Here is a 13743-nt window from a genome sequence, read left to right as displayed (position 1 = left end):
GCCTACGGTAAGGGACAGCGGGTCAGGGGGCCCGCGAACGGTGGTCGTGACGACGCGACGTCAACTGCGAGGGGGCAGGCGCCATGCGCATCGACGAGCAGCCGCGGACCCGCTGGCCGGACCTGTCGGCGTTCCGGCACCGCCGGCCCGACCTCCGCCTCGGCAGCCGCCGTCGCCGGTTCGACCCGGCCGCCGCCACCCAGGGCCGCATCGCCGTGCAGCACACCGTCCGCACCGCCACGGCGGAGTACACCCTGCTGCTCAACGCCCCCGAAGGGCTCGGCCGCCGGGGCGTCGGCGAGGCGTTGCGGGACAGCGTCGCCGAACTGCGCGCGATCGACCTGACCTACGGCCCGAACCGTCCGGAGAGCCTGGTCTCCAGGCTGCGCCGGGGCGAGATCAGCCCCGCGTCGTACGCCCCGCTGGCCGACCTGGTGGACCGCTGCACGGCGATGCGCGCCGCCACCGACGGCTGGTTCGACGCCTGGGCGGTCCCCGGCGGCTTCGACCCGGGCGGCCTACTGGGCGGCTGGGCCGTGGACCGCGCCGCCGCCCGGCTGCGCGCGGCGGGCGTGCACGACTACGCCGTACTCGCCGGCGCCGACCTCGTGGTCCGGGGCCGCGCGCCGCACGGCGGACCGTGGCGGGTCGCGGTACACCACCCGACGGCGCCGGACCGCGCGCCACTGATGCTGGAGATGACCTCGGGAGCAGTCGGCACCTCCGGGGTGTCCGGACGGCGGGGACACGTCGTCGACCCGCACACCGGCGAGCCGGCCAACCACCTCATCGCCGCGACCGTCGTCGGCCCGGACCTGACGGTCGCCGACGCGTACGCCACCGCGCTCTACGCCGCCGGCCCCACCGGCCTGGCCTGGTTCCGGGGTGGCTCCGAGTACCGGGCGCTCTTCGCCCACCGGCGCTGAGGGCCCGAGGGCCTGTTTCATAAAGGCGGTCGAGCCGAGGCGGAGTCCGGGCGGCGATCCGGCAAGGCGCGGTTTCGTCCGGATACCGGTGTTGTATCCGGACGAAACCGCAACGCCGCCGGTCGTCGTCCGGGCCCGCCGCAGGCCGGCCAGTTCTTATGAAACAGGCCCTAGCGTCCCGTGCTGGGGTCCGGCACGGTCACCCGCGCCGGGGTCCGTGCCCCGAAGACGGTGGCGACCAGGTCGCTCACCGCGTGCACCCCCACATCGATCCCCTTGCCGGGTGGCAGTTGGTACATGACGGCGACGACGTAGCGCTGGTCGTCGCCGGCGAACCCCACGGTGTTGGTGACCCAGTGCTCCCCGCCCGGGTCCGGCTCGATCGACCAGCCGTCCTTGGTGCCGGGGTGCTTGTCGCTGCCGGCCGCCCAGACACCCCAACGCTGGATCGAGCCGACCGAACGCATCGCGCCGACGATGTAGGCCCGGTCGGTCGGGTCGAGGTCGTCCAGCACGTACGACATCAACCGCTGCAGATCCTCAGCCGTGCACTTGAGGTGACCCCAGAAGCGCGCGTAGCCGGCGACGGTGGTCAGCCCGGTCATGCCGTAGCGCTGCTGGAAGCGTTTGAGCTGTCCGTCCCGGCCGTAGCGGTTCCACAGAGCGGTGGCCGCGTCGTCGGAGGAGAAGTTCAGCATGTCGGCGATCTGTCGACGGGCGGCGCTGTCGAGTTTGATCTCGCCCGCCCGTGAGCGCTCCAGCAGCCCGACGACCATCGCGAGTTTGATGGTGGAGGCCGTCCAGATCGGATGATCGGTGGTCCCCGCCCGCCAGGAAGTGCCGGTGCGCCGGTCCCGTACCAGGATTCCGAGCACCCCCGGCTTGCTCTTCAGGAGGGTGGCCGCCGCCGCGAAACGGCGGCGTTGGGCCTCGTCCGCGCTGCCCGTGCCGGGTTGCCGGCCCCCGGCCGGGCCGAGCCCACTCGTCGACCGCGGCTCGGCGGTCCCCGGAGCCGACGACGGGTCGCGCGAAGCGGGCGAGCCGGTCGGATCGGGCGAACAGCCGGCCAGCACGAGCACCGCCACCAGGGCCGCGAGGAGCCGCGTCGACCGCAGGGCTCGTCGTGGCGGCGCAGGTCGCCGCGGCCGGGCGACCCGGCGGCCACCGCCATTGAACAACTGGGCGCTTGTCACGGCGGCCGATCATAGCCGCGTCGCACGTCAGACGGGGTGACCCGCAGAGCGCCTGAATTGCGATCGGCCCCCACGGCCTCGGCAACGGCTGTGGGGGCCGATCAGCGACGAGTGCGCGTGGCTCGCACAATCGAGGGGTGCGGACCGGTCGGGCCGGACGTCGACCGCGCCACCCGAAGACGGGCCGGCGCCACGGCCTGGCGGCCAGTAACCGCAGTCGTACGCTAGCGAATCGACGCAACTCGACGCAAGAGTCTCCACAGCGGACGCCTTCGGACGCCGCCCGCACGGGTTCGGCGATTGGCCGGCGGTGAGGCAGTTTCGACATGGTGAACGACGGATGGCACGCTGTCCGCCGTGAGTTTCGATCTGAGTGTGTGGGCCCTGGAGGACGGGGCGACGCCCGAGGACGTGCGGGCAGCGGTCGAGGGTTGCCGGCAGGGGCGGCACGTGGACCGATACCCGGACCCGCGCGTCGTCGGCTTCTACCGGGCGATCACCGCGTCCTATCCGGACCGTCACCCCGGCCCGGACAGCCCGTGGGCGGTCGCGCCGCTGCACGCCGCCCACGATCACGTCGAGCTGAACCTGCACCCGACCTGCCCGGACCAGGTGCTGCTCGACATCGAGCGGCTGGCCGGCGAGCACGGGCTGATGCTCTTCGACGCCCAGGACGGTTCGGTCTACCCGCCCCCGGTCCGGTTGCCGAACTGACCGCTCCCGGGGCGGAACACCTCCCGGCGTACGACGAAGGGGCCCGGCGCTGTCGCCGGGCCCCCCGTGGTGCTGTCGTCCGCGCCGCCACCTGTCGCGTGGCGGCCGCTAACTACTCGTCGCGCAGGTCGGCCGCGCTGGCGGCGGTCGCGCCGATCGAGTCGGCCGCCGAGGTCAGCAGATCGGCGCCGAGCGCCTGGTCGACGGTGAGGGTCATCAGCGTCTCGCCGCCCGCCTCGCGCCGGGCCACCTGCATCGCGGCGATGTTGATGCCCGACTCGCCGAGCAGCGTACCGACGGTGCCGACGACGCCCGGGCGGTCCGCGTACCGCAGGAACAGCAGGATGCCCTCCGCGGCGATCTCCACGTCGAAGCCGTCCACTTCGGTCAGCCGCGGGACGTCGCGGCTGCCCGCGTGGGTGACCGTCCCGGAGACGCTCACCGCCCGGCCATCCGGCAGGGCACCGCGCACCGTGACCAGGAGAGGCTGGTCGGCGGTCTCGGCCTGACTGTCCAGAGTGACCTCGACGCCGCGCTCGGCGGCCAGGTGCGGGGCGTTGACGTAGGTGACCTGGTCCTCGACCACCGAGCTGAACAGGCCCTTCGTCGCGGCCAGCTTGAGCACCGACACGTCGTGGCCGACGACCTCACCGCGAACCTCGACGGTGACGTTGGCCGCGACCCCACCGGCGACGGCGGTGAAGGCCCGGCCCAGCTTCTCGGCCAGCGGCAGCAGCGGGCGGACGTCCTCGGCGACCACGCCGCCGGCCTGGACGTTGACGGCGTCCGGCACGAACTCGCCCTGCAGCGCCAGCTTCACGCTCTTGGCAACCGCCAGACCGGCCTTGTCCTGCGCCTCGTGGGTCGAGGCGCCCAGGTGCGGGGTGGCCACCACGTTGTCGAAGGCGAACAGCGGCGAGGAGGTGCAGGGCTCCTTGGAGTACACGTCGACGCCGGCGCCGGCGACCCGCCCCTCGGCGATGGCGTCGGCGAGCGCCTGCTCGTCGACCAGGCCACCGCGGGCGGCGTTCACGATGCGGACGCTGGGCTTGACGAGCGCCAGCTCCTTCTCGCCGATCAGGCCGACCGTCTCCGGGGTCTTCGGCAGGTGGATCGAGATGAAGTCGCTCTCGCGCAGCAGCTCCTCCAGCCCGACCAGCCGTACGCCGAGCTGCGCCGCCCGAGCCGGCTGGATGTACGGGTCGTACGCGATCAGTCGGGTGCCGAACGCGGCGATGCGCTGCGCGAAGAGCACCCCGATGCGGCCGAGCCCGACCACACCGACGGTCTTGCCCTGCACCTCGACGCCCGTGTACTTGGACCGCTTCCACTCGCCCGCCTTGAGCGCCGCGCTGGCGCTGGCGGTGTTGCGGGCGACGGCGAGCAGCAGTGCGACGGCCTGCTCGGCGGCGGAGACGATGTTCGAGGTGGGTGCGTTGACGACCATCACGCCCCGCGCGGTGGCCGCCGGCACCTCGACGTTGTCGAGCCCGACGCCCGCGCGGGCGACCACCTTGAGCCGCGGTGCGGCGGCGACCGCCTCGGCGTCGATCTGGGTCGCGCTGCGCACGATGACGGCGTCGGCCTCGGAGAGCGCCGAGAGCAGGGCCGGACGGTCGGTGCCGTCGACGTGACGGACGTCGAAGTCGTGGGCGAGCACCTCGATGGCGGCGGGGGCGAGTTCTTCGGCGATCAGTACGACAGGATTCATCGGTCCTCGTAGAGGTCGTGTTTGCGATCGGCGCGGGTGGCGGGGCGCCGCACTGCACCCCGTGCTGATCCGTGCCGTGGCCGTCAGGTGCCGGCTCAGCGCACCTACCCGCGATCGTAGGGGCCGCGCTGGCCGGCGTGTTCCGGTCTGCGGGGTGAGTGCCCTCACACGCCCGGACAAGCGACCGACATCAACCGTTCACCACCCCGAAACCCCACCCACCCCGCCCCCCTACACCCCTCCGTCCCCGCGATCTTGCACTTTCTGCGGCGACCTACGGGGCCAACCCCCACAAATCGCCATCCGAAAGTGCAAGATCGACGAGGGCTCGGAGCGAGCCCCGGGCGCGCGCTGGGGAGAGCGCGGCCCGGGGCTGGGTGATCCGTTTTTCGGGGTGGCGTCAGGCGGTTTCGGTGATCGGGCGGTCGACCCAGCTCATCATTCCGCGCAGCTTCCTACCGGTCTCCTCGATCGGGTGCGCCGCGCCCTCGGCCTGCCACTTGGTGAAGTTGGGGCGGCCGGCCTCGTCCTCGGCGACCCACTCACGGGCGAACTCGCCGGACTGGATCTCGCCCAGGATCTTGCGCATCTCATCCTTGACGCGGGAGTCGATGATGCGCGAGCCCCGGGAGAGGTCGCCGTACTCGGCGGTGTCGGAGATGCTGTACCGCATCTTCGCGATGCCGCCCTCGTACATCAGGTCGACGATCAGCTTCAGCTCGTGCAGGCACTCGAAGTAGGCGACCTCCGGGGCGTAACCCGCCTCGGTGAGCACCTCGAAACCGGTCTGCACCAGCGCCGAGGCACCGCCGCAGAGCACCGCCTGCTCGCCGAAGAGGTCGGTCTCGGTCTCCTCGGTGAAGGTGGTCTTGATCGCGCCGGCCCGGGTGCCGCCGATCCCCTTGGCGTACGCGAGGGCGAGGGCGAACGCGGTGCCGGTGGCGTCCTGCTCGACGGCGACCAGACAGGGCACACCCTTGCCGTCGACGTACTGGCGACGCACCAGGTGGCCGGGGCCCTTGGGGGCGACCATGGCCACGTCCACCTCGGCCGGCGGCTTGATCAGGCCGTACCGGATGTTGAAACCGTGGCCGAAGAAGATCGCCTTGCCGGGGGCCAGGTGCGGCTCGATCGACTCGGCATAGATCTTGCGCTGGGCGGTGTCCGGCGCAAGCACCATGATCACGTCCGCCTCGGCCGAGGCCGCTGCCGGCGTGAGCACCCGAAGGCCCTGCTCCTCGGCCTTGGGACGGCTCTTCGAGCCCTCCGGCAGACCGATCACCACGTCGACGCCGGAGTCACGCAGCGACAGCGCGTGGGCGTGCCCCTGGCTGCCGTAGCCGATCACCGCGACCTTCTTGGCCTGGATCAGGCCGAGGTCGGCATCGTCGTCGTAGTACACCTCAACGCTCATGAGAACTTCCCTTTCGTACGACGGCCTGAGTGCCCGTCGTGGTCTTTGCGGATGGGTCAGGCGGCCCGCAGCGCGGGACCGGCGGTGATCGAACGCGAGCCGCGCCCGATGGCCACCAGCCCGGACTGGACCATTTCCTTGATGCCGAAGGGCTCGAGGTCGCGCAGCAGCGCGTCGAGCTTGTCCGGCGTGCCGGTGGCCTCGATGGTCAGCGTGTCCGGTGCGACGTCCACGACCCGGGCCCGGAACAGGTTGACGGTCTCCAGCACCTGGGACCGGGCGGCCCGGTCGGCGCGGACCTTCACCAGCAGCAACTCCCGGGCGACCGAGACCTGCGGATCCAACTCAACGATCTTGAGTACGTTGACCAGCTTGTTGAGCTGCTTGGTGACCTGCTCCAGCGGGGACGAGTCCGCGTTCACCACGATGGTGATCCGGGAGACGTCCGGGTTCTCGGTCTCGCCGACGGCGAGGCTGTCGATGTTGAAACCGCGGCGGGAGAACAGGCCGGACACCCGGGCGAGGACGCCCGGCTTGTTCTCCACGAGCACGGACAGAGTGTGCATGGTCATGCCACGACCTCGCTTCGCTCGGTCGGGGCATCGGCCTTGATGATTCGTGCGCTTCGCTCACTCATGGTCAGATGTCATCCTCGTCGAAGACCGGGCGGACGCCGCGGGCGAACATGATCTCGTCGTTACTGGTGCCGGCAGCGACCATCGGCCAGACCATGGCGTCCTTGCCGACCACGAAGTCGATCACCACCGGGACGTCGTTGATCTCCATGGCGGCGGCGATGGTCTTGTCCACGTCCTCGGCGGTCTCGCAGCGCAGCCCGACGCAGCCCAGCGCCTCGGCGAGCTTGACGAAGTCGGGGATCCGGTGCTTGTGCGTGCCCAGCTCGGTGTTGGAGTAGCGCTCGTTGTAGAAGAGCGTCTGCCACTGCCGGACCATGCCGAGGTTGCCGTTGTTGATGACGGCGATCTTGACCGGGATGCCCTCCAGCGCGCAGGTCGCCAACTCCTGGTTGGTCATCTGGAAGCAACCGTCACCGTCGATCGCCCACACCACCGCGTCCGGCTTGCCGACCTTCGCGCCCATGGCCGCCGGCACCGCGTAGCCCATGGTGCCGAGGCCGCCGGAGTTCAACCAGGTGTACGGCTTCTCGTAGGAGATGAACTGGGACGCCCACATCTGGTGCTGCCCCACCCCGGCCACGAAGATCGTGTCGGGGCCGACGATCTCTCCCAACCGCTTGATCACGTACTGCGGGGAGAGCGTGCCGTCGGACGGCTCGTCGTAGCCCAGCGGATAACGGTTACGCAGGTCGTCGAGCTGGGTCCACCAATCCTTCAGGTCGGTGACCCGCCCCGCCGCACGCTCGACGGTGACCGCCGCGATCAGCTCGTCGATGACGTGCTTGGCGTCACCGACGATCGGGACGTCCGCGTGCCGGTTCTTGCCGATCTCGGCGGGGTCGATGTCGGCGTGCACCACCGCCGCGTCCGGCGCGAACGAGTCGAGCTTGCCGGTGACCCGGTCGTCGAACCGCGCGCCCAGCGCGACGATCAGATCGGCCTTCTGGAGGCCGTACACGGCGGCGACGGTGCCGTGCATGCCGGGCATGCCCAGGTGCTGCGGGTGCGAGTCGGGGAACGCGCCGAGCGCCATCAGCGTGGTGATGACCGGGATGCCGGTCAGGTCGGCGAGCCGACGCAGCCCCTCGGTGGCGCCGGCCTTGAGCACCCCGCCGCCCACGTAGAGCACCGGCCGCCGGGCACCGGCCAGCAACCGGGCCGCCTCGCGGATCTGCTTGCCGTGCGGGTGCAGGGTGGGCCGGTAGCCGGGCAGGTCCAGCGTGGGCGGCCAGGTGAAGGTGGTCGACGCCTGGAGCACGTCCTTGGGGATGTCGACCAGCACCGGGCCGGGCCGGCCGGTGCTGGCCAGGTGGAACGCTTCGGCCAGCACCTGCGGGATCTCCTCGGCGGTCTGCACGAGGAAGTTGTGCTTGGTGATCGGCAGCGTGATGCCCTGGATGTCCGCCTCCTGGAAGGCGTCGGTGCCGATCGACGGGCGAGCCACCTGCCCGGTGATCGCCACCATCGCGACCGAGTCCATGTACGCGTCGGCGATCGGCGTCACCAGGTTGGTCGCGCCCGGGCCGGAGGTGGCGATGCAGACGCCGACCTTGCCGGTGGCCTGCGCGTACCCGGTCGCCGCGTGACCGGCGCCCTGCTCGTGGCGGACCAGGATGTGCCGGACGGTGGAGTCGTAGAGCGGGTCGTACGCCGGCAGGATCGCGCCGCCCGGGATGCCGAAGACGACGTCGACGTCGAGCGCCTCAAGGGACCGCACCAGCGAGCCGGCACCGGAGACCTCTGCCGGGGCGGATGTCCGTACGGCCGGGACTGCCGGCGTGGCCGCGGCGCGGGTGGCGGGGTCGGCGGCGCCGGCCGGGTCGGCGGTCGCGCGGGCCCGCCGGGCGGTGTGGGCGAGGGTCTCGGGCGTTGGTCTCGTCATGGTGGTTCTGGCCTTCGGCTGGAGTGGCTGGGGCTTGTTCAGCGATGCGACGTGGGCGTGGGGCCCGTCGCGACAGGTTCCGACGGCAATAAAAACGGCCCTCGTGCAGATGCACGGGGCCAGCGCACTCTCGACGGAGGAGAGTGCGCTCAGATAAGTACTCGCAGCGACCGGTACGACGACATGCGGCTAAGCCTGACGCATCTCACGCGATGAGTCAACTGATCCCACCTGTTGGTTAACGGACGGCGGCGCGTCGGCCGACGCCGCGCCGCCGCCAGGGGGCATGACCTGCCCGGACCCGCCGGGTGCGCGGCGCTGGACGGGCACCGGACCGGGCCGCGCGCCCGGCGAGGTGGCCGCCTCCAGCATCGCCTCCAGGTGCTCCGCGGGCACCCCCCAGCCGAACAGCGCTCCCTGACCGAACCGGCAGCCCGCGGCGACCACCGCGGCCAGCTCCGTCGGCGTGGTGACGCCCTCGGCGATGACCTCCATGCCCAGCTGGTGGCCCAGCCGCATGACGATGTCGACCATGGGCGCGAACGCCGGACCGTCCTTGCCCACCGGGCGGACCGGCTCGTGCTCGGCCACCAGGCTGTGGTCGATCTTCAGGATGTCGATGGGGAGCCGGCGTAGCTGCCCCAGCGACGAGTACCCGGCGCCGAAGTCGTCCAGCGCGATCCGTACGCCGGTCAGCCGCAGCGCGGTCAACCGCCGGATCAGCTCGTCCAGATCGGTGGCGACCGCGTGCTCGGTGACCTCCAGCACCAACCGCTGCGGCGGTACGTGGTGGGCGCGCAGGGCCTCGGCGACCTGGACCACGTACTCCGGGGCGTGCAGCTCGCGCGGCGAGACGTTCACCGAGACCCACACGTCGTGCCCGTCGGCCAGCCAGCGGGAGAGCTGGTAGCAGGCCTGGTGCAGCACCCAGGCGCCGAGTGTGGAGATCATCCCGCACTCCTCGGCGAGGGGGATGAACTCGTCCGGGCGGACGTTGCCCAGCTCGGGGTGGTGCCAGCGGAGCAACGCCTCGGCGCCGACCGGCCGGACCGACGGCAGCGACGCCACCGGCTGGAAGGCGAGCCGCAGCTCGTCGCGGTCGATAGCGCCCCGCAACTCGTGCTCCACGGTGGTACGGCGGCGCAACAACTGGTCGTACGCCGCGTCGTAGCGCTCGATCCGGTTCTTGCCGCGTTGCTTGGCGTAGCGCAGCGCCAGGTCGGCGTGGCGCAGCAGCAACTCCACGTCCGGCTCGGCGGCCCACCCGGCCACGCCGATGCTCACGGATAGGAAGACCGGGCCCTCCGGCTGGTCGTACGGGCGGTTCAGCACCCCGAGCAGCCGCTCGGCCACCCGGTCCGCCTCGGCGGGGCGGGCCGGCATGAGCACGGCGAACTCGTCGCCGCCGAGCCGGGCCGCCACGTCGCCCGGACGCAGGTTGCCGCGCAGCCGACGGCCCACCTCGGCCAGCACCGCGTCACCCACGTCGTGGCCGCGCATGTCGTTGACGTTCTTGAAGCCGTCCAGGTCCAGACCGAGCAGGACGCACGGCGTGCCCGCCGCCGCGCCGTCGTGCAGCGCCCGCAGCAGCCCGCGCCGGTTGGCCAGCGACGTCAACGGGTCGGTGTGCGCCAGCTCACGGAAGTGCGCCTCCCGCTCGACCAGGCGGCCGGCGTAGTCCCGGACGTCCTTGAGGGTGAGGTACTGCCGCGCCACCAGGGCGAAGCCCTCCACGCTGCCGGCGAGGATGCCCGGCGCGGTGAAGCGGCCGTCCTGGAGCAGGTGGTACATCGCCGAGGCCGCCATCGCCAGCATCGGGGCGAGGGCGTACTCACCGTCCCGACCGATGAGGTCCAGCGCGACCTCCCCCGGCTGATCGGCCCGGCGCACCTCGAGCGCGACGGCCAGCAGGCCGGCCGACAGCAGCGCCGCGCCGGCGAGCGCCATGGTCGGCCCGGACTGGCAGAGCCCCGCGCTGAGGCCCAGCCCGCCGCAGCTCACCGCGGTGATGCCGGTCGCGAGCACGGCCAGCCGGCGACGCGGCGCGGCGGCCCGAAAGACGACGATCACGGCGAGGCCGGCCCCGAGCGCGGCGCTCACCGTCGTCACCAGGATCGCCGGGCAGGCCATCGGAGTGGCGGCGCCGAGCAGCCGGGTCGGCTCGGAGAAGAGCACCCAGCCGACGAACCACAGCGCCGCCGCCACGGTGACGCCGTCCAGCGCGAGCCGGGCGGTCCCCGCGGCGGTGGCCGCGACGCCCGGCAGCCGGAGCAGACCGGCCGCGAAGGCCAGCCCGGCCAGCGCCGTACCGATCGCCGTGGCGGTGGCCCATCCGGTCCGCTGGCCCTGCTCGTGTGCCCAGTGGTCGCTCGCCGAGAGCACCGCCACCACCCCGGCCAGCAGGCTGACCAGGGTAACCCCGGCGGCGCCCGCGAGCAGCACGTGCGCCGGTCGGCGCGGCCCGGTCCGCTGCCCGACGACCATGGTGAGCAGCGCGGTGGCCACGGCCGCGACCAGCCCGCTCAGCGCCGCGACGGCGACCATGCCCGGGGGGAGATGCACGACAACAAGAGTGCCGGATGAGCGCACGTCGCGGGAGACCGGATGTGCATCTGTTGGGACACGGGCCCTCTACCGCGGGGTCCCGCGCGGCGGCGGTGTCATGCTGGTACGCATGCCTGAGCTGCGATCGAGGACGTCCACACACGGTCGGACGATGGCCGGCGCCCGGGCCCTCTGGCGGGCCACCGGGATGACCGACGACGATTTCGGCAAGCCGATCGTCGCCATCGCCAACAGTTTCACCCAGTTCGTGCCGGGTCACGTACACCTCAAGGACATGGGCGGCCTGGTCGCCGACGCGGTGGCCGAGGCCGGCGGCGTCGGCCGGGAGTTCAACACGATCGCGGTCGACGACGGCATCGCGATGGGCCACGGCGGCATGCTCTACTCCCTGCCCAGCCGCGAGTTGATCGCCGACGCGGTGGAGTACATGGTCAACGCGCACTGCGCGGACGCCCTGGTCTGCATCTCGAACTGCGACAAGATCACTCCAGGCATGCTGCTGGCCGCGCTGCGCCTCAACATCCCGACCGTCTTCGTCTCCGGCGGCCCGATGGAGGCCGGCAAGACGGCGGCGATCGAGGGCATCGTGCACAGCAAGATCGACCTGATCGACGCGATGGTCGCGTCCTCGAACGAGGCGGTCACCGACGCGCAGCTCGGCGAGATCGAGCGCTCCGCCTGCCCGACCTGCGGCTCCTGCTCCGGCATGTTCACCGCCAACTCGATGAACTGCCTCACCGAGGCCATCGGGCTCGCGCTCCCCGGCAACGGTTCGACCCTCGCCACCCACGCCGCGCGCCGGTCGCTGTTCGTCGAGGCCGGCCGGACCGTCGTCGACATCGCCAAGCGGTGGTACGACGGCGACGACGAGTCGGTGCTCCCCCGCACCGTCGCGTCCAAGGCCGCCTTCGAGAACGCCGTCGCCCTCGACGTGGCCATGGGCGGCTCCACCAACACGGTGCTGCACCTGCTCGCCGCCGCCCGCGAGGCGGAACTCGACTTCGGCGTCGCCGACATCGACGCCATCTCCCGGCGGGTGCCCTGCCTGGCGAAGGTGGCTCCGAACTCCCCGAAGTACCACATGGAGGACGTGCACCGCGCCGGTGGCATCCCGGCGATCCTCGGTGAGCTGGACCGGGGCGGGCAGCTCAACCGGGACGTGCACGCCGTGCACTCCCCCTCGCTGGCCCAGTGGCTGACCGACTGGGACGTGCGCGGTGGCTCGCCGACGCCGGAGGCGGTCGAGCTGTTCCACGCCGCGCCGGGCGGGGTGCGTACCGTGGAGCCCTTCTCCACCACCAACCGCTGGTCGTCACTCGACACCGACGCCGCCGAGGGCTGCATCCGCGACCGCGAGCACGCGTACTCCGCCGACGGCGGCCTGGCCATCCTGCACGGCAACCTGGCCCCGGAGGGCTGCGTCGTGAAGACCGCCGGCGTGCCGGACGACTGCCTGACGTTCCGCGGCCCGGCGAAGGTGTACGAGTCGCAGGACGACGCCGTCACCGCGATCCTCGCCAAGGAGGTCGTCGCCGGGGACGTCGTGGTGATCCGCTACGAGGGCCCCAAGGGCGGCCCGGGCATGCAGGAGATGCTCTACCCCACCTCGTTCCTCAAGGGTCGCGGGCTGGGCCGGTCCTGCGCGCTGCTCACCGACGGCCGCTTCTCCGGCGGCACGTCCGGCCTCTCCATCGGGCACGCCTCCCCCGAGGCCGCCTCCGGCGGCCTGATCGCCCTGGTCCGCGAGGGCGACGAGATCGTCATCGACATCCCGGCCCGGTCGATCGAGCTGAACGTGCCGGAGGACGAGCTGGAGGCACGACGGGTGGCCGAGGAGAAGCGCGACCGGCCGTACACCCCGACCGATCGCCAGCGTCCGGTGTCGGCGGCGCTGCGCGCGTACGCCTCGATGGCCACCTCGGCCAGCGACGGCGCCTACCGCCGCGTCCCCGAGTAAGCCGCGCGGCGGCTCGGCGGCTCGGCTGCTTGATCAACTCGACTTCGCCGATGTCGCGGTATCCCTGTCGACGGGATGCCGCGACATCGGCGATCTCGTGTCGATCAAGGCCGCGGACACACCGCACGGCCGCCGCAGGCCACGTAGGTCGGGCCCCGCGGGCGAGCACCCCGGCACCAAGATCTCAGCAACTTCTCTGTTGTTGCTGCTTGCGGCCTGCGGGAAGCAGCAATAACAGAGAAGTTGCGCGGATCTTGAGGGATGACGCCCATTGACCGGACCGGCCGCCGACGCGAACCCAAGCGGTGTGGCCGTTGCTCAGATGCGCGGTGGGGCGCGGGAGCGTCAGGTCGCGTCCTGCGCTCTTCTGCGTTCTTCGCGGAGCAAGTCGAGCATGGCGGTGTCGGATGCCAGATCCGGGTGGCCCAGCTGCTGGTCGAGTTCGACGACGAGTTCAAGCTCGCGGATCGCCTGGTCCAGGTGCCCCGCCGCCCGGTGGATCCTCGCGACATTGAATCGGATTACTGCTTCGCCTACGCGATCGTCCACCTCCCGTCGAATGGGAAGGGCCTGCCCGTAGTAGGCCAACGCCCGCTCAGCATCGCCGAGCCTCTCGTACGCGGCACCGATGTTGCTCAAGGTGATCGCCTCGCCAGCACGATCACCCACCTCCCGTTGAATAGGAAGAGCCTGCCCCAAGTAGGCCAACGCCCGCTCGCCATCCCCGAGCTGGTTATACACGG

At 71.7% G+C, this 13743-nt stretch carries 10 protein-coding genes; 3 read left to right on the top strand and 7 right to left on the bottom strand.

What is annotated here, in order from left to right; translation table 11 throughout:
- Nucleotides 1–83 precede the first annotated feature (83 nt).
- A complete protein-coding gene (locus AB0B55_RS21375) occupies nucleotides 84–926 on the top strand; it encodes an FAD:protein FMN transferase (protein ID WP_357131255.1) in 843 nt (280 codons plus the stop codon).
- Between the two features lie 170 nt (nucleotides 927–1096).
- Here the strand turns inward: AB0B55_RS21375 and AB0B55_RS21370 are convergent, their stop codons facing one another.
- The gene (locus tag AB0B55_RS21370) at nucleotides 1097–2119 is read right to left on the bottom strand and encodes a hypothetical protein (RefSeq protein ID WP_357173224.1); all 1023 of its coding nucleotides are present in this window, start codon (nucleotides 2117–2119) and stop codon (nucleotides 1097–1099) included.
- Nucleotides 2120–2476: 357 nt separating this feature from the next.
- Between AB0B55_RS21370 and AB0B55_RS21365 the strand changes: the two genes are divergently transcribed.
- A complete protein-coding gene (locus AB0B55_RS21365; protein WP_357127353.1) occupies nucleotides 2477–2833 on the top strand; it encodes a hypothetical protein in 357 nt (118 codons plus the stop codon).
- Nucleotides 2834–2945: 112 nt separating this feature from the next.
- Here the strand turns inward: AB0B55_RS21365 and serA are convergent, their stop codons facing one another.
- From serA to AB0B55_RS21340, 5 genes are all read right to left on the bottom strand, one after another.
- Nucleotides 2946–4544 carry a phosphoglycerate dehydrogenase gene (gene serA, locus AB0B55_RS21360; protein WP_357127356.1) on the bottom strand — a complete coding sequence of 533 codons (1599 nt, stop codon included), beginning with the start codon at nucleotides 4542–4544 and terminating at the stop codon, nucleotides 2946–2948.
- Nucleotides 4545–4944: 400 nt separating this feature from the next.
- Nucleotides 4945–5958: a ketol-acid reductoisomerase gene (ilvC, locus tag AB0B55_RS21355; RefSeq protein ID WP_357127359.1), complete on the bottom strand. Its 1014-nt coding sequence runs from the start codon at nucleotides 5956–5958 to the stop codon at nucleotides 4945–4947.
- A gap of 56 nt (nucleotides 5959–6014) precedes the next feature.
- On the bottom strand, nucleotides 6015–6530 hold the full coding sequence (gene ilvN / locus AB0B55_RS21350; protein ID WP_355052170.1) for an acetolactate synthase small subunit: 516 nt from the start codon (nucleotides 6528–6530) through the stop codon (nucleotides 6015–6017).
- 67 nt (nucleotides 6531–6597) lie between these two features.
- Nucleotides 6598–8478 carry an acetolactate synthase large subunit gene (locus tag AB0B55_RS21345; RefSeq protein WP_357127363.1) on the bottom strand — a complete coding sequence of 627 codons (1881 nt, stop codon included), beginning with the start codon at nucleotides 8476–8478 and terminating at the stop codon, nucleotides 6598–6600.
- Nucleotides 8479–8667: 189 nt separating this feature from the next.
- On the bottom strand, nucleotides 8668–11040 hold the full coding sequence (locus AB0B55_RS21340) for an EAL domain-containing protein (RefSeq protein WP_357173221.1): 2373 nt from the start codon (nucleotides 11038–11040) through the stop codon (nucleotides 8668–8670).
- 112 nt (nucleotides 11041–11152) lie between these two features.
- Between AB0B55_RS21340 and ilvD the strand changes: the two genes are divergently transcribed.
- Entirely contained in the window at nucleotides 11153–13000 is a 1848-nt protein-coding gene (gene ilvD / locus AB0B55_RS21335; protein WP_357173218.1) for a dihydroxy-acid dehydratase, read from the top strand.
- Between the two features lie 345 nt (nucleotides 13001–13345).
- Here the strand turns inward: ilvD and AB0B55_RS21330 are convergent.
- Nucleotides 13346–13743 (bottom strand): tetratricopeptide repeat protein (locus AB0B55_RS21330; RefSeq protein WP_357173215.1); only part of this gene is annotated, 398 nt, incomplete at its 5' end.

The organism is Micromonospora sp. NPDC049107 (assembly GCF_040648595.1).
In the GTDB taxonomy this organism is placed as follows: Bacteria; Actinomycetota; Actinomycetes; order Mycobacteriales; family Micromonosporaceae; genus Micromonospora.
The sequence above is the reverse complement of the archived record's forward strand: the minus strand, read 5'-3'. Positions and strand labels throughout refer to the sequence as shown.

Bases quoted from the DNA above. Each gene is read 5' to 3' on its own strand.
- serA (WP_357127356.1), bottom strand. From the start codon at position 4,544: ATGAATCCTGTCGTACTGATCGCCGAAGAACTCGCCCCCGCCGCCATC.
- ilvN (WP_355052170.1), bottom strand. From the start codon at position 6,530: ATGACCATGCACACTCTGTCCGTGCTCGTGGAGAACAAGCCGGGCGTC.
- AB0B55_RS21345 (WP_357127363.1), bottom strand. From the start codon at position 8,478: ATGACGAGACCAACGCCCGAGACCCTCGCCCACACCGCCCGGCGGGCC.
- AB0B55_RS21375 (WP_357131255.1), top strand. From the start codon at position 84: ATGCGCATCGACGAGCAGCCGCGGACCCGCTGGCCGGACCTGTCGGCG.
- ilvC (WP_357127359.1), bottom strand. From the start codon at position 5,958: ATGAGCGTTGAGGTGTACTACGACGACGATGCCGACCTCGGCCTGATC.
- ilvD (WP_357173218.1), top strand. From the start codon at position 11,153: ATGCCTGAGCTGCGATCGAGGACGTCCACACACGGTCGGACGATGGCC.